Consider the following 23,541-nt stretch of genomic DNA (forward strand, 5'->3'; position numbering starts at 1 on the left):
TTAAGTTTTTATATACTGTAAGTATAGAAGATAAAAGGGATAAAAATAGGACTTTTTTGATAAAATCAAATCAAATAAATCAAATAAAGTAAAATAATATGAAATTTTTAATTCTCTTTTTTTTAACAATTACTACAATTCTCGCAAACTCTTCAAAAGAAATTTTACTTTTACATTCATATAATAATGGTTTAAAATGGACAGATGGAATAACACAGGGCGTTAAAGAAATCTTAGATAAATATCCACAGTATGAACTTACAATAGAATATATGGATAGTAAAAAAATAGATAGTGAGGAGTATTTTAATATTCTGATGAGTTTATATGAAAAGAAATTTTTAAATAGGCAATATGCAGTTGTTATTGCTGCTGATAATTATGCATATGAGTTTGTTTTAAAAAATCATAGTAAACTATTTGATAAATCTTCTATTGTTTTTACAGGGATTGAAAATTTTAATAATAATTCTATTCCTTTTGATTTGAAGAGATATGTTACAGGTGTTGTTGAATATAAAGATATAAAAAAAAATATAGAATTGATAAAAAAAATAATTACAGATTTAAATATTTTGTATATTATTAGTGATGATACTTTTTCTTCATTAGTGATAAAAGATCAAATAATAAGTGATTCTAATGATTTTAAAAAAGATATCAAAATAGTTTTTGATAATCAAATTGATATAAATACAATATTAAGTAAAGTAAATCATTTACCTAAGAATAGTGCTGTTTTATTTTCTAGTTTATATAGAGATATTAATGGAAAATATATTACTTCTACACAATTAAGAGATTTTTTTAAGTCATCAAAATATCCAATCTTTGCACTTAATAAGATTCATTTAGGTGAAGGAGTTATTGGTGGTGTTATGGTAAATGCAATAGAGCAAGGAAATATTGCAGCAAAAAAAACAGTAGAAATTATGCAAGGTAAGGAAGCTTTTTCTTTAGATATTAATATTCCTACGTCTAAGTATTATTTTGATTATGAGGTATTAGAAAAATTTAGTTTAAATAATTCAAAAATACCTATGTTATCAACTATGCTTAATGAACCAAAAAGTTTTTTTGAAAAAAATAGACAATTTATTGATGGTACTTTTATTTTATTACCATTATTATTTTTGTTAATAATTGGATTGATTGTAAATATAACAAAAAGAATAAATTTAGAAATAAAATTAGTTGAACAAAGTAAACTAGATAATGTATTACTTAATAATATTAAAAGTATTATATATTGGAAATCCAATGATGGTACGCTTTTAGGATGTAATGATGCTTTATGTTTATTTTTAAATATGAAAAAAAAAGAGATAATAGGAAAAAAAATAGAAGAAATTCTTCCAAGTTTATGTGAAAAATTTAAAGATAATGTAAATTTTGTAAAAGAATTAGAAACTACATTAATTTTTAAAAATATTTCTATGGAAGTTTTAATCAGAAGAAAAAAATATTTTAATAAAAAAAATCAAGAAGCAGGAATTGTAACTATTATAAATGATATGACAGATATCAAAAAACTTCAGAATCAAAGAAAAAAAGATGAGCAGTTTATTATACAAAGATCAAAGTTATCAGAAATAGGTGAGATAATGACATCTATTGCTCACCAATGGAAAACACCATTAATAGAGATTTCAACAATTGCCCAAGAGTTACTTTATAAAAGAAGTAAAAAAGAGTTATCAAAAGAAGATAGTAAAGAGTTTGTGGATGAAATAATGACGCAAGTTCAGTATATGACAAAAACAATTGATGACTTTAGATCTTTTATAAAACCATCTATATCTAAAAGTAACTTTGAAATAAGGGAAGCTATTGAAGAATTGCTAAGAATTATTGAGCATAATATTAAATATAACTATATAGAGGTTGAGGTTAATTTTCAAGAGAATAAAAAATATATAATAAGTGGCTATCCAAACGAATTTAAACAAGCAATTTTGAGTATTATAAATAATGCAAGAGATAGTATTTTGAAGAAAAGAGAAAAAGAAAATTTTCAAGGAAAAATTATAATAGATACATTTTATGAAAATGATAATATTTATATAAGTATAAAAGATAATGGAATAGGAATAAAAAAAGAAAATTTAGAAAAAATATTTGAACCATTTTTTACTGATAAAATAAATGGTGATGGATTTGGTCTTTATATGGTGAAGTTAATTATTGAAGATAAAATGGATGGAAGTATAAAAGCAGTAGAGCAAAAAGATGGAGCTAATATTTTGATTGCTCTTAATAAAAATATATAAAAATAGGTAAATATATGAAGATATTATTATTAGAAGATAATAAGCGGCTTTCAAATTTGATTATTGAAGCCTTGGAAGAAAAAGGTTATAAAGTAGATTGGTTTGAAGATGGAAAAGCTGCTTTAGAATCTATTTATAACGGATATGATTGTTTTGTTTTGGATATAAATGTTCCTGGAATTGATGGTTTGAATTTATTAAAAGAGCTTAGAATTATGGATGAAACTACACCTGCTATTATAATAAGCGCAAATGTAGAATTAGAAACAATAAAGGATGCTTATGTAAAAGGTTGTGATGAATATATCAAAAAACCTTTTTATATTTATGAACTTGAAACTAGAATTGATAAGCTTTGTAAAAAAGTATCAAAAGATATTAATTTGCCAAATGGATATGCTTATAATTTAGATTTAGAAAAACTTTTTGATGATAAAAAAGAAGAGATTAAACTTGCAAAAAAAGAGATATTAGTATTTAATCTTTTTGCAAAGAATTTAGAAAAAATTATCACCTTTGAACAAATAGAACAGTATGTTTGGGAAGGTGATTTAACTACAAATGAAAATATAAGAGCATTAATAAAAAGGCTTAGAAAGAAATTACCAGATGATACCATTCTTTCTCAAGGTGGAATGGGATACATCTTAAATATAGTTAGAAAATTTAATTAATAAAAAAATTAGAAACTAGGGCTTTATATAAGATTTGTTATACTTCACAAAAAATTAAAAAGGGTTTAGATGAACTTTGAAACAATTTTAGGAAAAGTAGAATTTTTAGAATTTTTAAGAGGTAAAAAAGCTACATTTTTACTAAGTGCAAGTGTTACAAAAACTTGTGAAATTCCAAATATCTCACAAGCGGGAATTCCTGGGCATTTACATTTAACACCCACTTTAGATGCAGAATTTTTATGTACAAAACAAGTTCACTCAATGCCACAAATTGCACAAACTCCGACAGGTGTGCCAACACCTGCATTAATCACAAGAGCAATCCATGAATTAAGTGCTTTTTCAAATATTGAGATTTTAAATCTAGGTTTAGAAGTAATTCCTGAAATAAACTATTTTAAAATACATAATTTTGCTATAAAACCAAGTAATAGAATTGATGATGGTGCGAAAATTAATGCAATGGAAATTTTTCAAAAAGGTTTAGAATTTGCGCAAACTTTTAAAACAAATGATGATTATGTAATTTTAGCAGAGTCAATACCAGCAGGAACTACAACAGCAAATGCAACAGCACTTGCTTTAGAATATGCTTGTGAAGGATATTTTTCAAGTTCTTATAAAAATAATCCAAGTGATATAAAAAAAATAGTTATAGAAAAAGCTTTAAATAGAATAAATTCAGAAGATGAGCTTTTTGAAAAATTATCTTCAGTAAGTGATAATATGATTATTTTTAATGCTGGATTTATACTTGGAAGCAGAGCTAATAATCTAAAAGTGATTCTTGCAGGTGGAACTCAAATGGCTGCTGTTTTACTTGTGGTGAACTCAATATTAAGAAGTATGGATGGGCAAATTGATTCTTCAAATATTGCACTTTGTACCACAAAATGGATAAATAAAGATGAAAATTCAAACATAAAAGCACTTTTAGAGCAACTTGATTTTCCTATAAATGTCTATGCAAGTGATTTTGATTTTGAACTTTCAAATCATCCTGCACTTAAACTTTATGACCAAGGTGAAGCAAAAGAGGGTGTTGGATGTGGTGGTGCTTTATGTTATGCTTCTATTAATGGCTTAACAAAAGATCAAGTTACAAAAAAAGTAGAGAGCTTTTTAGCATAGAAAAGGATAATTAATTGGAAAAAATATTACTAGGATTTTTATGTGCACTTTTATTAAGTGGATGCAATGTAAAACAACCAAAACAAATAGAAGAATGGACAATTCAAAATGATCCCTATTATAAACACAAAAAGAGTCAATTCCAAATGTTATCACAAAATACAAAATATACAACAGTAATGTTAGGTGATTCAATCACAGATGAAGGACAATGGGATGAATTATTAGATAATCCCCTTGTTCAAAATAGAGGAATAAGTGGCGACACAACGCAGGGTGTTTTGCAAAGACTTGATAGTACAAATAAAAGTATAAAACAAGTTTTCATAATGATTGGTGTAAATGATATTATGAGAGGTAAAGAAACTGCTGAAGTTTATTTAAACTACTTAAAAATCATAAAATTCTTTCAAGATAAAAATATCAAAGTATATATTCAATCAACACTATTTATAGGTGAAAAAAGAGCTGGAAATTTTAATCCAAAAATTGAAGAGCTAAATAAAAAACTAGAAACTTTTACAAAAGAAAATAACATAACTTTTATAAACCTAAATCCAATTTTTGCACCAAATAAAATACTAAAAAAAGAGTTTACTTTTGATGATTTACACTTAAATGGGGCTGCTTATAAACTTTGGGCACAAGAGATTAAAAAATACTTTTAATTGCAATTTTAAGTATAGTAGATAAAATAAAAGCTACTTAATAAATATAATATAATTTAGGATTTTTATGGATATTTTTATTTCAACATTTTTAAAAATGTTTTTTATTATGACACCATTTTTTGTATTGTCAGTTTTTTTAACGGTTACTCAAGATGCTACTTCAAAGGAGAGAAAAGCATTAGCTATTAAAGTTACCACTTCAGTGATTGTTATGAGTTTAGTATTATTGTTTTTTGGAAAACATATTTTTAATATTTTTGGTATAACATTAGATGCTTTTAGAATAGGGGCTGGTGCATTACTCTTTTTAACAGCAGTTGAATTAGTTCGAGGAAATAAAGATACTGCAAAAGTAGGGGATAAAGATATCTTACAATTAGCAGTTGTTCCTCTTGCTATTCCTGTGACTATTGGCCCTGGAACTATTGGTATTTTACTTGTAATGGGTGCCACTTTTGAAGATACTTCTTCTATGTTAATGGGAAGTTTTGCTTTGGTTTGTGCTGTTTTAGTAGTGGGAATAATGCTTTATACTTCTTCAATTTTTGAAAAACTGATAGGAAAACAAGGTCTTTTAGTTATTTCAAAAATCACAGGTTTATTTTTAGCAGCACTATCTGCACAAATCGTGTTTACTGGTATTAAAAACTTTTTGGAAATTTGATGAAGGTAATTTTTTATTTATGTTATAATAACACAGGTTATCATAACAAGGGTTTTTATAATGAAGTTTTACAATAGAGAAAATGAATTAGAAATATTAACAAAAGCAGATAAACTTAAATCTGAAAAATCAATAATGACTATGTTAATAGGTAGAAGAAGAATCGGAAAAACAACACTTGCACTTCAAAGTTTTTCAAAAGATAAAGTTCTTTATTTTTTTGTTTCAAAGAAAAGTGAACAACTTCTTTGTGAAGAGTTTGTTGAAGAGTTGACAAATAAACTTGAAATAAAACTGTTTGGCAAACTTACAAAATTTGAAGAACTTTTTGAATATATTTTAGAATTAGGTAAAACAAAAACTTTTACTTTAATCATAGATGAGTTTCAAGAGTTTTTCAAAATAAATGAATCTATTTATTCATCTATTCAAAAACTTTGGGATTTAAATAAAAATAAAACAAATATACATTTTATAACTTGTGGTTCTGTTTATTCGCTTATGAAAAAAATATATGAAGATAAAAATGAGCCACTTTTTGGAAGATGTGATTTTAAAATAGATTTAAAACCATTTAAAGTATCTGTATTAAAAGAGATATTAAAGGATAATAACTCCTATTCAAATGAAAACCTTTTAGATTTTTATCTTCTTACAGGTGGAGTTGCAAAATATATAGAACTATTTTCCTTGCATAAAAGTTTTGACTTAAATTCTATGATAGATACTATTATTGAACCTAACTCAATATTTTTAGATGAGGGAAGAAATAGACTTATTGAAGAGTTTGGAAAAGAGTATGGAACATATTTTTCTATACTTTCACTAATAGCTAGTTCAAAAACATCAAGAAGTGAAATAGAGTCTATTCTAGAAAGAAATATCTCAGGACATCTTTCAAGGCTTGAAAATGACTATAGTATTATAAAATCAATAAAGCCAATAAATGCAAAACCAAACTCAAAAGTACAGAAATACGAGATAATTGATAATTTCTTAGCTTTTTGGTTTAGATTTATTTTTAAATATCAATCACTAATAGAAGCTGAAAGTTTTGATAGATTAAAAGAGATTATTAAAAGAGATATTTGTACTTTTAAAGGAAGGTTTTTAGAAAAACTATTTATAGAACTTCTAAAAGAAAAACAGACTTTTACAAATATAGGTTCTTACTGGGAACGTAATAATCAAAATGAAATAGATATAGTAGCAATAGATGATATAGATAAAAAACTTCTTATTTGTGAAGTAAAATTAAATGAAAAAAAGCTAAGTCATAATGATTTAGTAATAAAAGCTCAAAATTTAGTGAAAGAATACAAAGAGTATGAAATAGAATATAAACTTCTATCACTTAAGGATATTTAACAGTATGAAAAAGATATTTTATTTTGGTGGACAAAAATCAGGTAAAACAAAAGCAGGAATTAAAAAAGCCTTAGAGTTATCAAAAGATGAAAAACCATATTATGTGGCTACTTATGATAACTCTTATGGTGATTCTTCTATGGGTGAGAGAATTGATAAACACATAATTGAGAGAAAAGAAGATTTTATTACTATTGAAGAGCCAAAAGATTTAAGAAAAGTAATAGAATCTAAAAAGACTTATTTAGTTGATTGTGTTTCTATGTGGATTTTAAATAATTTAGAAGAAAAAGAAGAAGTTTTAAAAGAGCAGTTAAAAGAGCTTTTTAAAATAGATGCAAATATCATTTTTATTTTAAATGACGTTTCTTGTGGTGTAATTCCATTTGATAAAGAGTCAAGAAGATTTGTAGATTTTTCAGGAATAATTGGGCAAGAGTTGGCAAAACTCTGTGATGAAGTTTATGAAGTGAAATATGGAATTGAGAAAAAATTAAAATGAAACAAATTTTAAACGCATTTTATTTTGCTCTTTCATACTTTTCTATTATTCCTGTATTTGTAAAAAATATGGAAATCAACAATGATACTTATAAATATACTTTAGCTTTGTTTCCACTTGTGGGTGCAATACTTGCTTCCATGGTAATAGGTTTAAATCTTTTTTTATTAGAGTTTTTTAATCCTATTTATGCCTCTTTTGTATGTGCTGTTGTTTATCTAGCACTTTATGGATTTATTCATACAGAAGCTATAATTGACGTGGTTGATGGATGGTTTGCTGCATATAGTGGAAAAGATGCTTATAAGATTATGAAAGAATCAACTATTGGAGCTATTGGGGCTTTATATGGTTTTTCTTTCGTTTTATTAAAAGTGGGAATTATTACTTATGTTTTATATGAAAAACAGTATATGCTTTTTTTGATAGTTTGTGTTTTTTCAAGATTAAATTTGATTTATTTACTTGAATATTTTAAATTTAGTAAAGATAGTTTTTTATCTTTGGCATTTGTTAATGGTGGTGTATTTGGTTTAAAGATTCTTTCTTTGAGTTATATTGCACTTGCACTAATTGTTGGCTCAAATGTTTTGATTTTATTTATTTTATCACTTCTTAGTTTCTATTTTATACTAAAAGTTTTGGATAAGAAATTCGGCTTTGTAAATGGTGATTGTTTAGGTTTTACACTTGAACATACTGAACTTGTACTTTTAAATATAGGACTTATGATAATACTATGAAAACTTTTGAACATGGTGGACAAATAGAAAAATTCGCATCTGATTTAGGATGCAATATTAGTGAAATAATTGATTTATCATCAAATATAAATTTTGTGAAACCACAAATAAATATCGATTTTAACACTTTAGATATCTCTTCATATCCAACTTATGATAAATTATATAAGAAAATTGCAGATAATTATGCTGTTAGAAGTGAAGAAATAGAGCTGTTTAATGGTGGAAGTTCTGCAATTTTCACCCTATTTAAACATCTTGATTTAAAATCTTGCACTATTTATTCACCTGCATATTTAGAGTATAAAAAAGCCTCTTTAAATTTTGGCTATGAGCTTGATATTATAAATAGGTTTGATGATATCACAGCGCCTGTAAAAGAGGGATCATTTGTGATTTTTGTAAATCCTTCAACTCCTGATGGAAAATATTATGAGCTTGAAGAGTTGATGAAAAAATGGATTGAAAAATCTTGTACTATTTTGATTGATGAGAGTTTCTTAGACTTTTGTGATAAACCATCAGCTATTAAATATTTAAAATTTTATGATAAATTATATATCTTAAAATCAATGACAAAGTTTTACTCAAGTGCAGGAATAAGAGTTGGAACAATAGTATCTACAAAAGAGAATATTGAAAAACTAAAAAGATTTGAACCCATGTGGAAACTATCTCAATTTGACTCAAACTATCTTCAATCTGCTTTAGATGATAAACTTTTTAAATCTATTTCAAAAGCTATAAATGTAAAAAATAAAATAGAGTTAGAAAATATTTTAAAAAGTTCAAGTTTGATAGATGAAGTCTTAGAAAGTAGCGCAAACTATTTACTAGTAAAACTGCAGAATTTAAAAGCAAAAGAGTTTCAAAAAAAATTAAAACCATATAAAATAATGGTGCGAGATTGTTCAAACTTTGATTGTTTAGATGATAGATATGTTCGAGTGGCTGTAAAATCATCAAATGCAAATGAAGCTTTGAGTGAGGCCTTAAAACAGATATGTTAATCAAAAATAGATTTATAAAATATTTCTCTTTTTTCTTATCAGCAATATTTATAGCTTATGTGATTTATATGATAATTACATCATTTTTTATAGTAAAAAATCAGTTCATTGATATTGGTGATTCAACTTATGTAAATCAAGTAAGAACTGATGATTACACTATAAAACTTGCAGCTTATTTAACAAAAAATTGCAATGGTGAAAAAATTTGTGAAGTTCAATCAATGCTAGATTTTGTAACTGCAATTCCCTATAAAATAAATGAAAGCGTTGCCCGAAGTTCAAAACAAGTGGTTACTCAAAACTTTGGAGATTGTGATGATAAATCAAATCTTTTAATTTCACTTTTGAAAGTGCGTGGATATGAAGCATATTTTGTCTTGGTGCCAAAACATATTTTTGTAATAGTAAATATGGAAAAAGAATTAGTAAACAAAAGAGCTTTATATGTAAATGATAAAGCTTTTTATATCCTAGAAAGTACAGCCACAGGCTCTAAAATAGGATTTAATTTAAAATATAAATTTGATGAAATATCTGCAATCGTAGATCCTTTTGTAAATAAAAAATTAATTGTTAAAAATTTAGAATATAAATAAACCTTGGGAGTAAAAATGCAAAATATCATAATAACAGGTGCATCAAATGGTATTGGTAGAGCAATAGCAAAAAAACTTAGTAAAAAATATCATATTATAAATATTGATATAATTGAAAATAAGATGGATAAAGTAGATTTCTATAAGTGTGATTTATCAGAATATTCTGTCAAAAGAGTTTGCACTTATGTTAAAACAATCAAAAGGTCATATTATAAATATCTCTTCAACAAGAGCTTCAATGAGTGAAAGTAGAACTGAAGCTTATAGTGCCTCAAAAGGAGGAATCAGCTCTTTAACTCATGCCTTAGCTATAACTTTGAGTCCCGATGTAAAAGTAAACTCAATAAGCCCTGGATGGATAAATACAAATGAAGAGTATCTTCCAACAAAAATAGATATGGCTCAACATCCAAGTGGAAGAGTGGGAATTCCTAATGATATAGTTGATACTGTGAAGTTTTTATTAAAAAATAGAGGTTTTATAACAGGAAGTGATTTTGTAATAGATGGTGGAATGACTAAGAAGATGATTTATGTATAGAAATTTATAATGAGAAAATCAAATGAAGAATAGTTTTTTACCAAAAGAGTTTATTACAGGGCATGAATTATGTTTTTTTATACATGACCTATTAGCTAATACTTTAGTAAGTGGAGAAAATCAAGAAATATTTAATTATGAGTTTAGTTTAGAAGAAATAACTGCTAATAATCTTGAAAATGATGAAGATATCTTTTTGTTTCTTCAAGAAAATAAATTATATGAACATAGAAATAAAGTATTAAAAACAATTATTTTACCTGCAGTTTTATCTGATAGTTTACATTGTATTTATGAAGCACTTATTTCATCAAAAAAAGGCAAATTAAATATTTCATATATGTTAATAAGAAAACCAATTCAAGAAAGTTTATATTTATTAGAGTCTATGATTATTGATGAAACTGAGTTTGAGAAAAGTATGTCTGAAAATCCTTTGAAATTAAGACCAAGTAATGCAGGTGGAATTGAAGGACATACAAAAAGAATAAATATTGTTCTTGATAAACTTGGATTATCTAGTTTATTTTCTGCTTCATATCTTGCAAATTTAAGATATAACAAAAGAAGTGAAGATAATTTTGATGGAATTTGCAATCATGCAATGCACTTATTTACAGAACATGATGCAATAAAAACTGATAAGTTGAATATAAATTTTATTTTCTCAGATTATAATTCAAAACTAACCCAATGGGCATATCTATATAGTAGGATACCTTATATTCTTCTATATTTATATTATATAGTGGAATATTTAATAGAAGAAATTTGTCCTACAGAAAAATCATTTATTGAAGAAATGGAATTAAGAATTTTTGCTCATTTTATTCTTTGGTTTGAAGATTTAGATGAAGTTTATTATTCGGATGAATTATTAAGAATAGTAGAATTCTCAGAAAATAAGTTGAATAATTTTTCTATAGAGATTTTAAAAAAACCTTTTGATAAATTAATTATTGAGAGCATTGCAAATAATGGTATATCAGATTATAAGGATAGTAAATAAATGAATAACATATCAATTTTCGGCACAAGTAGTGATGCTGGAAAATCAACAATAACTTTTGTAATAGCAAAAATACTTCAAGATTTAGGCTACAGTGTTGCTCCCTTTAAAGCACAAAATGTATCAAATAACTCTCATGTTTGTGATGATGGAAGTGAGATAGCAATTGCTCAGTATTTTCAATCTGAGGTTTTGGGAGTTGAAACTTCTTATCATCTAAATCCTATTTTATTAAAATCAGGTCGTGGAAGTTCGGCTTCTCTTATTGTTGAGGGGAAGGTTGTGAGTAATAAAGATGTATTAGAGTATTACCGTGATTTAGACTTGCTTAAACCTGCACTAAAGAGATGTTTTGATTATTTGGATGCCAAGTACGATTGTGTTGTTTGTGAGGGTGCTGGAAGCCCAGTAGAATTAAATCTTATGGATAAGGATTTATCAAATATCTTTATAGCAACTGAATATAATACTAAAATCATTTTAGTAGCAGATATAGAAAAAGGTGGAGTTTTTGCTTCTATTTGGGGAGTTTATAATTTACTTCCAGAAAACTTACGAAAAAATGTAATAGGTGTTATTGTAAATAAATTTAGAGGTGACTTATCACTTTTTGATGAGGGAATTAGAATTATACAAGAGGATTTTAAAATTCCAGTTTTGGGAGTATTGCCATATCTTCCTTTTAATTTAGGATTTGAAGATAGTGCATCTTTGAAAAACTTTGTACAACATCCAAGAAATAAAAAACTTGATATTGCAGTTATATCTTATGCACACATGAGTAATTACAATGACTTTGAACCACTAATCGCAGACGAAGAAGTTTTTGTAGAGTTTGTGTGTTCAAATATTTCACTAGAAAAGTTTGATTTAGTGATACTTCCAGGAAGCAAACTTGTAATCAAAGACTTAAAATGGTTAAAAGAAACTGGACTTTTTGAGCAAATACAAAACTACAAAAAAGATATTTGTACAATTTGTGGTGGTTATGAAATGATGTTTAATTTTCTTGATGATAAGTATGCACTTGAAAATGAAAATCCCTCTAAAGAGCAGGGCTTTGGTCTTATTGATGATATTATAGTTTTTGAAAAAGAGAAGGTTTTAGAGAAAAAAACTTATGATTTATTTGGAGAAAAAATTGATGGTTTTGAAATACACCATGGTATGTGTGAAAAGTATCCACTATCTTTTGAAAAGGAAAATTTCAAAGGTACTTTTGTTCATGGAATTTTTGATAATAATGAATTCAGAACAAAATACTTCAAATCTATAAAATCTGATTATCATGGTTTTGATTTTCAAGAGTATAAAAAACAAACTATAGATAATTTTATCTCTACTCTAAAAGCAAAACTAGATGTAGAGTATATACTAAAAAACATCAGCTAAAGAGTTGATGCTTTTTTGATAATACTTTTTATCATATTTTTAAATATGAAATAGTGCAAGGGAACTAAACTATACCAATAAAGTCTTCCAAAAACACCTTTTGGATAGAAGTAGGCTGATTGGATTAGTTTATTATCTTTGATTTTAAACTCAAGCCATGCTTCTCCTGGAAGTTTCATTTGTGCATATAATAAAAGTCTTTCGTTTTCTTTTAAATCAACAACTTTCCAAAAGTCCAAACAATCGCTAATTCTTAAATCACATTGACTTCTTCGTCCACGTTTAAGACCAACTCCACCAATCATTTTATCAATAAACCCTCTTATTTCCCAAAGGAAATCAAAAGCAAACCAACCATTCTCTCCTCCAATTGAAGTAAAAGATTCATATACTTTTTTAGCTTCTAAATTTGAGATATTCTCTTCTTTTCTATCAATATATAAAGCTTGTGAGATTTCGTTTGAACTATTTTTTTCCCAAACACCGTCTGTTGTGTCATTCCATCTACTTATTACTTGGTTTTGCTCTATCTCTTTAATTGCATTTTTTACTGAATCTTCATAGGAAATAGGGATTATATTTGCAAAGTATTTTTTTGCATTGTCATTTTGTATGGTTACTTCTGATTTAAGCCCTTCAATTAAAGCTTTTGCCACACTAAAAGGAACGGGAGTAAAAAGGTTTAGCCAATATGATGAGATATTAATACTCATAAAAGGAAGAGGAATAATAACTCTTTTTAGTCCTAATGCAGTGGCTGTTTTTATCATCATCTCTTTGTAGCTAAGTGCCTTACTTCCGATATCTACTATTAGATTTTCTTTATATTCTAGTTTGATAGCTTCTTGTAAATATGATAAAACATCTTTTATACAAATAGGTTGAGCCATTGTATCCACCCATTTTGGTGTGGTCATTATTGGAAGTTTTTCAGTTAGATTTCTAATAATCTCAAAACTAGCACTTCCTGAACCTATTATTATTCCTGCTCTAAACCATATAGTTTGTATATTTTTATTTGAGCTTAGTATTTCGCCTGTTTCAATACGAGAAAGCAAGTGTTCACTTGTATTATCATTTTTAACTCCAAGCCCGCCTAAGTAGATTATTCTTTTTACACCACATTCAACTGCTACATCTAAAAAGTTTTGAGCTGAGATTTTATCTAGATCTTTATAGTTTTCGTTACTTAAAGAGTGTATTAGATAATATGCAGTATCTACATCTTGAAGCGCAATTTTTAGAGCATCTTTATTAAATGTATCACCTTCAATTATTTCTACTTTTTTTGATAATTCACATACACTTTTTTTATTTCTAACTAGAAGTTTTAATTCTATATCTTTATCTTCTAATAGTTTTTGTTTTAATCTTCTTCCTATATATCCAGTTGAGCCAGTTAATAAAATCTTCATAATATGGACTCCTTTTACTAAACTAATGCTAATATTCCATAAAATTAATTATATCACTAATTAAAAATTTAGAAATAGGGAATTTGTAGGTTCAATGTATTATGAAGTAGCTTTAATCGCATATATTATAGATAGACTTTTTGGTGAATTCCATGAATTGAAGTTTTTAAAACATCCTATTATTTTTATAGGAGATTATATCTCTTGGTTTGAGAAAAAATTTTATAAAAATTCTATTTTTAGAGGTATGTTTTTAACATTGTCATTATTGAGTATTGTTTTCATAATATCTTTTTTCTTTTCTTTATTTGATAATATTTTTGTACAAGGATTTTTAGCTTCATTTGCTCTTTCATCTAGAATGCTTTATGATGCGATAAAAGATGTAATTTCAAATGATGATATAAAAATAAAAAGAAAAAAAATCTCTATGTTAGTAAGCCGAGATACGTCAAATCTAAGTAATACCGGAGTAAATAAAGCCGCCATTGAAACCTATAGTGAAAATTTAAGTGATGGAGTTATTGCTCCACTTTTTTATCTTTTATGTTTTGGAATAGTTGGGGCTTTTATGTATAAGGCTATTAATACTCTTGATTCTATGGTTGGATATAGAAATGAAAGGTATGAAAAATTTGGTAAGTTTTCCGCACGTTTGGATGATGTTGTAAATTTTATACCCTCACGAATAACAGCTATTTTAATTGCCTTATTATTTTTTAGTAAAAAGGCATTATTTAACTTTCGAAAATATGGAAAAAAACATGAAAGTTTAAATGCAGGATTACCTATATCAGCTTTAGCACTAGCTATTAATGTTAGACTTGGAGGTCCAACTTCATATTTTGGGAAAATAAAAAATAAACCCTATTTTGGAGATGGAAAAATAAATATTGAAGATAGTGATGTTTTACACGCTTTAAAGCTTAGAAATCGTTTGGATATATTTATAATAATTGTATTAATTTTAGGAGTTTTATGATGACATATGAAGAGTGGTTTATTCAACAGGGTAATCTACACGCTAATGTAATGAAAAAATTAACAGATAAATCAGTTGATGAGGTAATAGAGTATTTCAAATTTGAAAATATGGTTAAAAATGAACCAGACTTCTGTCCACTTTATAAAGACAATAAAAAGTGTCATGATATGGAAGATTTAAATTGCTATTTATGTGCTTGTCCAAATTTTAGATATAAAATGGAAGGTTTTGAACAAACAGATGATGGAAAAACTCTTTTCTCAGTTTGTAATATTAAGTCTAGGGATGGTTCTCAGTATATAGGAGAGGATTATATTCATCAGAATTGTTCAGGCTGTATAGTGCCTCATAGAGCTAAATATATTAAAAAACATTTTAATAGAAATTGGTTTGAAGTAATGAAAGATGTAAGGCCAAAGCCTTAATTGTAGAAAAAATAAAAAAGAAGAATCTATTTCATCATATTTATGATGAAAAAGTTTCTTCCTCCCTCATATTTATATTCAAGTTTATATCCATGTAAACATACAATAGTTTTTACAATATAAAGTCCAAGCCCAAATCCATCACTTCTTTTTTCTTCTTGTGAAAAAGCTTCTGTATAGTATGCTAATTCATTATTTAGAGGTTCACCTAAAGAAATTATTTCTATTTTTTCTTTATTCGCATTTATAATTGCTTTTTTATTTGGAGAAAACTTAATGGCATTATCAATTAAATTTTTTAATGCAATTGACATCATAGAGACATCAACTTCAAATTTGAAATCTCTTATTTTGGTATCTATATTTTCAGGATTTATCATCATAATTTCTAAAGTTCTTGTATAGATTTTGAAAAAAGATGTTTCTTCTTTATAAATCATGGTATTTTTAGAAGTTAGTTTTTCTACTGTTGCTAACTCTTTAATAATATCATCCATTCTTTTAAATGCACGTTGTAGAGTTTCTCTCTTATTATCATCATTTAGAGTTTCTGCGATAAACATAGCTTTCGTAATAGGAGTTTTAAGCTCATGCATCATATTTCTCATAAATAAATCTTTTGATTTAGATTGATTGTTTATGATAGTTATGGCTTCATTAAAACTTTTTGCAATAGTACCTATTTCATCTGTACTTGTATAATTCAATTTTATGTCTTTATTTCCATTTGAAAACTCAATAATTTGTTTATTTAATATTTTTAAAGGTTTTAGTTTTCTTTTCAGAACTTCATATAAGAATAAAAATGTAAGTAAAGATATAATAAATCCAAAAATAATAAAGGCCATACTATAATTATTGTCATCTGTATCTTTTAGCATTAAATTATAACCATACTGTTGTACATAAATATAGTATTTATCAGAATATTTATATACTCGATATGTTCCTAGATAATTTTGAGTTATTGTTAATTCTTGAGCATTTTTAATAATCTTTAGTTTTCTATCTCTATCTTCAATAGGCATTACTTTAAATTTTTTATATAAAGCTAGTAAAGACTCAACAGTTGGTTGATTTTGAAATGAACTTAAAAAATTTTCTGCGATTAACTCATATCTATTTTGTAAACTAATCTCATGCTTTTGTTTATCATGGCTGATAAACATAGCAAAAGTTATAAAAATACATACAAGGGCAAGTGAAAAAATGATATTTATAAAAGTCGATATAGAAACGTTTCTAATCATATTAACTGATATCCAATACCTCTTACTGATTTAATATGTGTATTGTTTTCATCTATTTTTGCTAATTTTGTTCTAATTCTTGAAATAATAACATCGATATTTTTTAAAGATGAATCATCTTCAATATTATCACTTGCATAAATAAAATCTTCACGTGCGACTACTCCATGATTTCTTTGAATAAGTAATTTCAAAATATCATATTCTGCAAGAGTTAGAGTTAATGGAACATCTTTAAATAATATTTGCATATCACTTTCTTTTATCTGAAACATTGAGTTTATTTCAACTTTTTTTACTTCATTTTTTGTCTCAACTCGTTTTAGAATTGTTTTAATTCTAGCTTGAAGTTCTCTTGGATTATAAGGTTTTGGAAGGTAATCATCCGCACCTCTTTCTAAGCCCATAACTTTGTCAAGAATATCATCCCTAGCAGAACTGATAATAATAGGTATATTTGATTTTTCTCTAATTTTAGGAATTAATTCTAATCCATCTATTTCAGGAAGAGTCAAATCTAAGATAATAAGTTGATAGTCTTTATGTACATTCAACATGGATAATCCATTGTATGGACTATCTGTGTTTGTAACTTCTATATCAAATGATTTTAAATAATCTGAGATGATTTGAGCTAATTCTAAATCATCTTCTATCATAAGTACTTTTGTAATGGGGTATCCTTTATTGCGTTACGAATAGAATAGTTTGACCATATCTATTAACATAAACTCTTTTATATTTGTTGTTATATTTTTTTAATGCTGCATCAATATTTGCAAAAGTCTTAATTTCAATATCTTCAATTTGAATAATAACATCTCCTGATTGAAAACCTGATTTTTCAGCTTGTGATTTAGGCTCAACATCTGAAATTAGAATTCCACTTATTTCACTTGGCAATCTAAATTTCTTTTGATTTTCAGCATCTATAACACTAAGTTTTAATCCACCAAGAACAGGTATTGAACTATCTGTTTGAACTTCTGCTAAACTAGAAGTTCTATCACCTAATACAATATTTATATCAATATCTTTTTTATCTCTTTCAACTTGAAGTACAATTTTTTCTTCAGGTTTAAATGAAGCAATTGTATTTTGTAAAGACGTTCTATCTTTTACATTTTTACCATTTATTGCATAAATTAAGTCACCTCTTTTTAAGCCATATTTAGAAGCTGGAGTATCTGCTGATATATCTAAAATCAAGGCACCTTCTTTTCTTTTATAAACTTTTGCAAGCTCATTATCAACATCACCAATAACAACACCTAAGTAACCTCTTGTAACTTTACCATCGGCAACTAATTTTGTAACAACATCTTGTACCATAGCAATTGGAATTGCAAATCCAATACCATTGTTTCCTCCAGATTTAGAGATGATAGCAGTATTAATACCAATCAAAGCACCACGACTATCAACTAAAGCACCACCTGAATTTCCAGGATTTATAGAAGCATCAGTTTGAATATAGTTTTCATATCTATTTATTCCAACTTTATTTTTATTAAGTGCTGAAATAATACCTTGAGTAACTGTACTTCCAATACCAAAAGGATTTCCAATAGCAAAAATAAGATCTCCTACTTTTAAAGTATTTGAATCTCCTATTTTAATTGGAGTTAATGTTTTTTCTGTTTCAATTTTAATAACAGCCATATCACTATCTGCATCTCGACCAATTAATTTACCATTAAACTCAGTTGTATCATCACCTATTGTAACCGTGATTTCATCTGCATTTTCAATAACATGATTATTAGTTACAATATAACCATCTTTTGAAATAATAACACCTGAACCTAATGATCTTTGAACTCTGTTTTGTTTAAATGGATTTTCGCCAAATTGATCACCAAAAAACTTTTGGAATAGTGGATCGTTAAACATTTGTTGTAAAGGTACTGAGTTTAAATTTGAATCGACGTGTTTTTTAGCTGAAATATTTACTATTGAATTTACTGAATTTTTAACACTGTCATTAAACGATAAAATTTCATTACTTGAATTTGGTGCAACTCTTACTGGATTTTTATCCATCATTTCAAAATCTATAGTTTTTGCGAATAATTGTGTAGCAATTAATGTAGAAATAATCAAAAGTTTTTTCTTCACTTTTAAATCCTTTTTTAATTTTATATATGTTTGATTCTAAGCTATAAGAGTAAACTATTTTTCAATCAATAGTTAATGCATGGTTAATAAATAGGGGCTTCCCCTATTTATTTTTTATAAATCAGTTTTTAAAACCGCTCCAGAACTTGCATTTGTTACAAGTGCTCTGTATTGACCTAACCAGCTTGAGTTAAGAGGTTTTTTAAGAGGAACAAATTCAGCTTTTCTTTTTGCTATCTCTTCATCTGTTAATTTAACAGATAAAACATATGCATCAACATCAATATGAATCTCATCACCATCTTTTAATAATCCAATCATACCACCCTCAGCAGCTTCAGGACTCACATGCCCAATAGAAGCACCCCTTGTTGCTCCTGAAAATCTACCATCAGTAATAAGTGCAACACTATCACCAAGTCCCATTCCCATGATAAGTGAAGTTGGAGCTAGCATTTCTTGCATACCTGGACCACCTTTTGGACCTTCATATCTGATAACAACAACATCACCAGCTTTTACTTTTCCACTTACAATTCCTTTAATAGCTTGAGCTTGTCCATCAAAACAAACAGCTTTCCCAGTCATTGCTCTAGCTCCTGTAATTCCAGCAGTTTTAATAACAGCACCTTGCTCTGCTAAGTTACCGTATAAAATTGCTAATCCACCAACTTGTGAATATGGATTATCAATAGTATGAATAATATTTGTATCTTTGATATAAGAATCTTTGATTTTTTCTAAGATTGATTCTCCTGAGATTGTAAGGTTATCAGCTAAAATGTCATCACCTCTTTTTGTCATCTCTTTCATAACAGCATTTACTCCACCAGCTTTATTGATATCTTCCATATGAACAGTAGATAAAGATGGAGAAATTTTTGCAATATGAGAAACTCTTTTAGAGATTTTATTAATATCTTCAAGATTGAAGTTAACTTTTGCTTCTCTAGCGATTGCTAACATATGTAATACGGTATTTGAGCTTCCACCCATTGCCATATCAACAGCAAATGCATTTCTTACAGCATTTTCATTTAAGATATTTGTTAATTTGTATTTTTCTCTTGATGACGCATCAAGTGCAATTTCACAGATTCTTCTAGCTGCTTTTCTATATAATTCTTCTCTCTCAGGAGTTAAAGCTAAAATTGTTCCATTTCCAGGAAGAGCAATACCCATAGCTTCCATAAGTGTATTCATAGAGTTTGCTGTAAACATACCAGAACATGACCCACCACTTGGACATGCGTTACATTCGATATCTTTTAATTCTTCATCACTCATCTCTCCAGCTTCGTGTTTTCCAACAGCTTCAAAAGCAGTCGCTAAGTCAATTGGAGTTCCATCTTGAGTATAACCTTTTTCCATAGGTCCACCAGATACAAAGATAGTTGGAACATTTACTCTTAATGCACCCATAATCATACCTGGAACAATTTTATCACAGTTTGGAATAGCAATCATTGCATCAAGTTTGTGTGCATTCATAACTGTTTCAATAGAGTTTGCAATTAATTCTCTTGAAGGTAATGAAAATAGCATTCCGTCATGCCCCATAGCAATACCATCATCAACACCAATAGTATTAAACTCAAATGGAACACAACCGTTTGCTTTGATCTCTTCTTTTATAATGGCTGATACTTTATCTAAGAAAAAATGTCCAGGTATTAACTCAATAAATGAGTTAGCAACTCCAATAAATGGCTTTTCAAAATCTTCATCTTTAAGACCTGTTGCTCTTAATAAAGATCTATGTGGTGTTCTATCAAATCCTTTTTTTACTTCATCACTTCTCACTGTATAATCCTTTAAAATATGCATAATTAATATGCTAGATTATACATTTTTTGCTGTTCAATTTCTATTAAATAAAGTGTTTTTTACAAATTTTAAATATTTTTCGGAAAACTCTTGACAAATAAAAAAAAAGCTATTATAATTCCAGTCCAATTTAAGTAAACAATATTTAAATTGACTTACCAAATGTGCGAGTGTGGCGGAATAGGTAGACGCGCGGGACTTAAAATCCCGTTCCGGTTTCGGAGTGTGAGTTCGATTCTCACCATTCGCACCATTATAATGTAGAGAGTTGACAGAGTTGGTCGATTGTACCGGTTTTGAAAACCGGCGAGGTGAAAGCCTCCGAGGGTTCGAATCCCTTGCTCTCTGCCATTATTCAAAATAAATCATCTAACTTTTTTTAATTTTAAATGATTTAATCACTATATATTTCTGTTGGAGGTATAGCAAAGCTGGTAATGCCTCGGATTGCAAATCCGACATGCGTTGGTTCGAGTCCGACTACCTCCTCCACTTTTCCCATTTAATTACTATTATATAAGTTTAAATACCCTATAAAATCAATCTTTTATCAATCTTGTTAGTTTATGTTAGTTAATGTAAATTTCTACAAGTTGTATCAAAATGGCCTATTAAATGGCCTATTAATTTTTTAAAACTAAAAAATTAATTCTCTATAATTCCAATAGGCCATTTGATAGGCCATTACTTTTATTCCACCATTCAACTTATAAAAAATATTTATTACAAATTTCAGAATTTCTTTTTAGGACTATGTAGGTTTATGTAGTTTTATATACGATAAAATGCCGTATATATGGTATTTTTAGTAAGTTTTCTTTAATGATAATGCTATTAAAATTCTTCAAATAAAAGAATTTGGAATATATTATGGCAAGAAATAAAAATGATTTAACTGATTTAAAAATAAAACATCTTAAACCAACTATAAGAATTGAAATAGATGGAAATGAAAGATTAGTTGTAAATCAAATATCAGATAATAAAGTTAAAGGTTTATATCTTACTGTTAAGCCAAATTATAATAAGTTATGGGAATTTAGATATACCTCTCCAACTAAAAAAAGTAGAAGAAGAACTTCTTTTGGAAATTATCCAGAAGTATCTTTATTAAAAGCTAGAGAAATAGGTTTAAAATATAGAGAATTACTTGCAAATAATATTGACCCAATTGATAATAAAAGAGAAGAAAATAATCTAATGGTTTTAAATACTAAAGGTAAGATTAAAAGTGCAATAATTGAATGGCTTGTAAAAGAATCTTTATCAACTACTGAAACAACACACAAAAGTAAAAAAATGATTTTTAATTATGTGATTGATTTCTTTAGAAAGGAAAATATTACTTTCGTAAATGAAATTAAACTTTTAGATATCACAAAACTTTTACAAGAAAAAGAAAAAACAGCTCCGGAAACTGCTTCTAAATTATTTAACTATATAGGTAATTTTCTAAAGTTCTGTGTATTAAAAGGTTATTGTGAACTAAATTTGATTGCAAGTATTAGAAAAAAAGATGTTCTTGTAAAAAAAGAAGTTATGCATATGCCAAAGATTACAGACATCCAAATATTAAAAAAATTAATTGTTTCTATTTATTCTAATGAAGAGGGAAGTATCTCTATTCGGAATGCATTAAAAATAGTGTTGCATTTACCATTAAGACCAGAAAATTTAGCAAATTTAAAATGGGAATATATTGATATTGAGAATAAAACTTTAATAATACCTAGAGCTATGATGAAAGTAAAAAATAAAAATTTGCCAGATTTTTTATTACCTCTTACAGATGAAGTTATAGAAATATTAATAAATCAGAAAAACTATATAGAAGAATATTCTATTCTAGGTGAATATGTTTTTATTGGTAAAAAATTAAATTCACCAATTAATAAAGAATCAACAAATAAAGCTTTAAAAAGATTAGGATTTAATGATGAAGCTAAAGGTCAGAAAATAAGAACACATGGTTTCAGAGGAATATTTAGAAGTATGATTGATACTTTAGATGATAAAAATAAATTTCCATTTGAAGTAAAAGAAAGAGCATTGGACCATTTTGAGGAAAATAAAGTTGCAAGAGCATATAATCATAAATCAGATTACTCTAAACAACTGAAAAATTTAATGAATTTTTGGAGTGATTTTATTATTAGTTTAAATTTATAGGATACTAATTATGGAAAAATATGAAGATTTCAAAAAGAAATATGATTTCCAAAGATATGAACAAACAAATTGCGTTATATATGAAATGTATATAAGAGCTGAAAATATATATAGAAAAAATTTAAATATAAATACAGATTTTAGTCATTTTTCAGATGTTCCTAGAATAAAAGATATTTATTTATATTCATCAAATTCAAAAATAGTCACTTTACAAAATATAATTTATAATATTTATCCTGAGTTATATATAGAATCAATTATTTGGATAACACAATACCATTCACACCAACAATTAATACATATTATTGAAAATTTATCAAAAATAGAAAATAAAAATGAATTAATTGATTATTTTAGTAATTTAGCTTATGAAATGAATCCTTATGAAAAAAAACTTCTCTCTACTAGTGAGTTTTTTGGTATGTCAATGATTAATGAATTAATAAGTTATAGAGATAAGATTGATATAATAGAATCTAATATTGAAATTAAAGTTGATAAAGAATGTATCAATTTTAATTTAGTAAAAACTAAAATTGATAATAAAATTTTTACTATATCTGATGAATCTACCTATATAGAATATAAAACTTTTGTAAATGAGATAAATAAAATTTTACAAGAAAGTGATATTTATAAAGAGATAGAAGAAAAAAGTTCTTTTTTAAAAGTATCAAGTACTTGTATTAATAACTCAACTTTCGCACATAAAACCTAATTGTTTTTTAGTGTAAACTCTGAGCATATGAATGATTTGTTCTAAATCTTT

The 23,541-nt window shown here is 26.8% G+C and carries 22 protein-coding genes and 3 tRNA genes; 20 read left to right on the forward strand and 5 right to left on the reverse strand.

The window, feature by feature from the left end; genetic code table 11:
* The first annotated feature begins 98 nt into the window (after nt 1-98).
* From ABVS04_RS08965 to ABVS04_RS09025, 13 genes are all read left to right on the forward strand, one after another.
* Nucleotides 99-2,270 (forward strand): ABC transporter substrate binding protein, encoded by a 2,172-nt coding sequence (locus tag ABVS04_RS08965; protein WP_368030363.1) that lies wholly within the window; start codon nt 99-101, stop codon nt 2,268-2,270.
* A 14-nt stretch (nt 2,271-2,284) separates the two neighbouring features.
* Entirely contained in the window at nt 2,285-2,944 is a 660-nt protein-coding gene (locus tag ABVS04_RS08970) for a response regulator transcription factor (protein WP_368030364.1), read from the forward strand.
* Between the two features lie 69 nt (nt 2,945-3,013).
* Nucleotides 3,014-4,078 carry a nicotinate mononucleotide-dependent phosphoribosyltransferase CobT gene (gene cobT / locus ABVS04_RS08975; RefSeq protein ID WP_368030365.1) on the forward strand — a complete coding sequence of 355 codons (1,065 nt, stop codon included), beginning with the start codon at nt 3,014-3,016 and terminating at the stop codon, nt 4,076-4,078.
* A gap of 14 nt (nt 4,079-4,092) precedes the next feature.
* Complete coding sequence (locus ABVS04_RS08980; RefSeq protein ID WP_368030366.1) at nt 4,093-4,746, forward strand: GDSL-type esterase/lipase family protein; 654 nt, start codon at nt 4,093-4,095, stop codon at nt 4,744-4,746.
* Nucleotides 4,747-4,813: 67 nt separating this feature from the next.
* Nucleotides 4,814-5,413: a MarC family protein gene (locus ABVS04_RS08985; RefSeq protein ID WP_368030367.1), complete on the forward strand. Its 600-nt coding sequence runs from the start codon at nt 4,814-4,816 to the stop codon at nt 5,411-5,413.
* A 60-nt stretch (nt 5,414-5,473) separates the two neighbouring features.
* Complete coding sequence (locus tag ABVS04_RS08990; protein ID WP_368030368.1) at nt 5,474-6,781, forward strand: ATP-binding protein; 1,308 nt, start codon at nt 5,474-5,476, stop codon at nt 6,779-6,781.
* Nucleotides 6,782-6,785: 4 nt separating this feature from the next.
* Nucleotides 6,786-7,283, forward strand: coding sequence for a bifunctional adenosylcobinamide kinase/adenosylcobinamide-phosphate guanylyltransferase (locus ABVS04_RS08995; RefSeq protein WP_368030369.1), 498 nt, complete (start codon nt 6,786-6,788; stop codon nt 7,281-7,283).
* Entirely contained in the window at nt 7,280-8,026 is a 747-nt protein-coding gene (locus tag ABVS04_RS09000; RefSeq protein ID WP_368030370.1) for an adenosylcobinamide-GDP ribazoletransferase, read from the forward strand. Before ABVS04_RS08995 ends, ABVS04_RS09000 begins: the two co-directional genes overlap by 4 nt.
* Nucleotides 8,023-9,036, forward strand: coding sequence for an aminotransferase class I/II-fold pyridoxal phosphate-dependent enzyme (locus tag ABVS04_RS09005; RefSeq protein ID WP_368030372.1), 1,014 nt, complete (start codon nt 8,023-8,025; stop codon nt 9,034-9,036). The genes ABVS04_RS09000 and ABVS04_RS09005 overlap by 4 nt, the downstream gene beginning before the upstream one ends.
* Complete coding sequence (locus tag ABVS04_RS09010) at nt 9,030-9,635, forward strand: hypothetical protein (protein WP_368030373.1); 606 nt, start codon at nt 9,030-9,032, stop codon at nt 9,633-9,635. Before ABVS04_RS09005 ends, ABVS04_RS09010 begins: the two co-directional genes overlap by 7 nt.
* 148 nt (nt 9,636-9,783) lie before the next feature.
* Nucleotides 9,784-10,179, forward strand: coding sequence for an SDR family oxidoreductase (locus ABVS04_RS09015; RefSeq protein WP_368030374.1), 396 nt, complete (start codon nt 9,784-9,786; stop codon nt 10,177-10,179).
* A gap of 22 nt (nt 10,180-10,201) precedes the next feature.
* On the forward strand, nt 10,202-11,188 hold the full coding sequence (locus ABVS04_RS09020; protein ID WP_368030375.1) for a hypothetical protein: 987 nt from the start codon (nt 10,202-10,204) through the stop codon (nt 11,186-11,188).
* Nucleotides 11,189-12,580 carry a cobyric acid synthase gene (locus tag ABVS04_RS09025; RefSeq protein WP_368030376.1) on the forward strand — a complete coding sequence of 464 codons (1,392 nt, stop codon included), beginning with the start codon at nt 11,189-11,191 and terminating at the stop codon, nt 12,578-12,580.
* Here the strand turns inward: ABVS04_RS09025 and ABVS04_RS09030 are convergent.
* Entirely contained in the window at nt 12,577-13,995 is a 1,419-nt protein-coding gene (locus ABVS04_RS09030) for an SDR family oxidoreductase (protein ID WP_368030377.1), read from the reverse strand. The two genes, ABVS04_RS09025 and ABVS04_RS09030, sit on opposite strands and share 4 nt — an antisense overlap.
* Nucleotides 13,996-14,089: 94 nt before the next feature.
* On the opposite strand from ABVS04_RS09030, the gene cbiB reads away from it, so the two are divergent.
* Together cbiB and ABVS04_RS09040 are read left to right on the forward strand one after the other, a co-directional pair.
* Complete coding sequence (cbiB, locus tag ABVS04_RS09035; RefSeq protein WP_368030378.1) at nt 14,090-14,977, forward strand: adenosylcobinamide-phosphate synthase CbiB; 888 nt, start codon at nt 14,090-14,092, stop codon at nt 14,975-14,977.
* Nucleotides 14,977-15,405 (forward strand): hypothetical protein, encoded by a 429-nt coding sequence (locus ABVS04_RS09040; RefSeq protein ID WP_368030384.1) that lies wholly within the window; start codon nt 14,977-14,979, stop codon nt 15,403-15,405. Before cbiB ends, ABVS04_RS09040 begins: the two co-directional genes overlap by 1 nt.
* Nucleotides 15,406-15,431: 26 nt before the next feature.
* Here the strand turns inward: ABVS04_RS09040 and ABVS04_RS09045 are convergent, their stop codons facing one another.
* The 4 genes from ABVS04_RS09045 to ilvD form a co-directional block, all read right to left on the reverse strand.
* On the reverse strand, nt 15,432-16,655 hold the full coding sequence (locus ABVS04_RS09045) for an ArsS family sensor histidine kinase (protein ID WP_368030379.1): 1,224 nt from the start codon (nt 16,653-16,655) through the stop codon (nt 15,432-15,434).
* Nucleotides 16,652-17,329 carry a response regulator transcription factor gene (locus ABVS04_RS09050; RefSeq protein WP_368030385.1) on the reverse strand — a complete coding sequence of 226 codons (678 nt, stop codon included), beginning with the start codon at nt 17,327-17,329 and terminating at the stop codon, nt 16,652-16,654. Before ABVS04_RS09050 ends, ABVS04_RS09045 begins: the two co-directional genes overlap by 4 nt.
* Before the next feature lie 10 nt (nt 17,330-17,339).
* Nucleotides 17,340-18,773 carry a Do family serine endopeptidase gene (locus ABVS04_RS09055; RefSeq protein ID WP_368030380.1) on the reverse strand — a complete coding sequence of 478 codons (1,434 nt, stop codon included), beginning with the start codon at nt 18,771-18,773 and terminating at the stop codon, nt 17,340-17,342.
* Between the two features lie 114 nt (nt 18,774-18,887).
* A complete protein-coding gene (gene ilvD, locus ABVS04_RS09060; RefSeq protein WP_368030381.1) occupies nt 18,888-20,576 on the reverse strand; it encodes a dihydroxy-acid dehydratase in 1,689 nt (562 codons plus the stop codon).
* A gap of 190 nt (nt 20,577-20,766) precedes the next feature.
* Between ilvD and ABVS04_RS09065 the strand changes: the two genes are divergently transcribed.
* The 5 genes from ABVS04_RS09065 to ABVS04_RS09085 all read left to right on the forward strand — a co-directional run bounded on the left by ABVS04_RS09065 (nt 20,767) and on the right by ABVS04_RS09085 (nt 23,490).
* Nucleotides 20,767-20,853 (forward strand) — tRNA-Leu (locus tag ABVS04_RS09065).
* Between the two features lie 9 nt (nt 20,854-20,862).
* Nucleotides 20,863-20,951: transfer RNA gene (locus tag ABVS04_RS09070), tRNA-Ser, on the forward strand.
* Between the two features lie 65 nt (nt 20,952-21,016).
* A tRNA-Cys gene (locus tag ABVS04_RS09075) sits at nt 21,017-21,092 on the forward strand.
* Between the two features lie 378 nt (nt 21,093-21,470).
* Complete coding sequence (locus ABVS04_RS09080) at nt 21,471-22,769, forward strand: tyrosine-type recombinase/integrase (RefSeq protein ID WP_368030382.1); 1,299 nt, start codon at nt 21,471-21,473, stop codon at nt 22,767-22,769.
* A gap of 10 nt (nt 22,770-22,779) precedes the next feature.
* A complete protein-coding gene (locus tag ABVS04_RS09085; protein ID WP_368030383.1) occupies nt 22,780-23,490 on the forward strand; it encodes a hypothetical protein in 711 nt (236 codons plus the stop codon).
* Nucleotides 23,491-23,541 lie beyond the last annotated feature (51 nt).

Origin of the sequence: Arcobacter sp. s6, from assembly GCF_040884245.1 — a bacterium.
Lineage (GTDB): Bacteria > Campylobacterota > Campylobacteria > Campylobacterales > Arcobacteraceae > Aliarcobacter.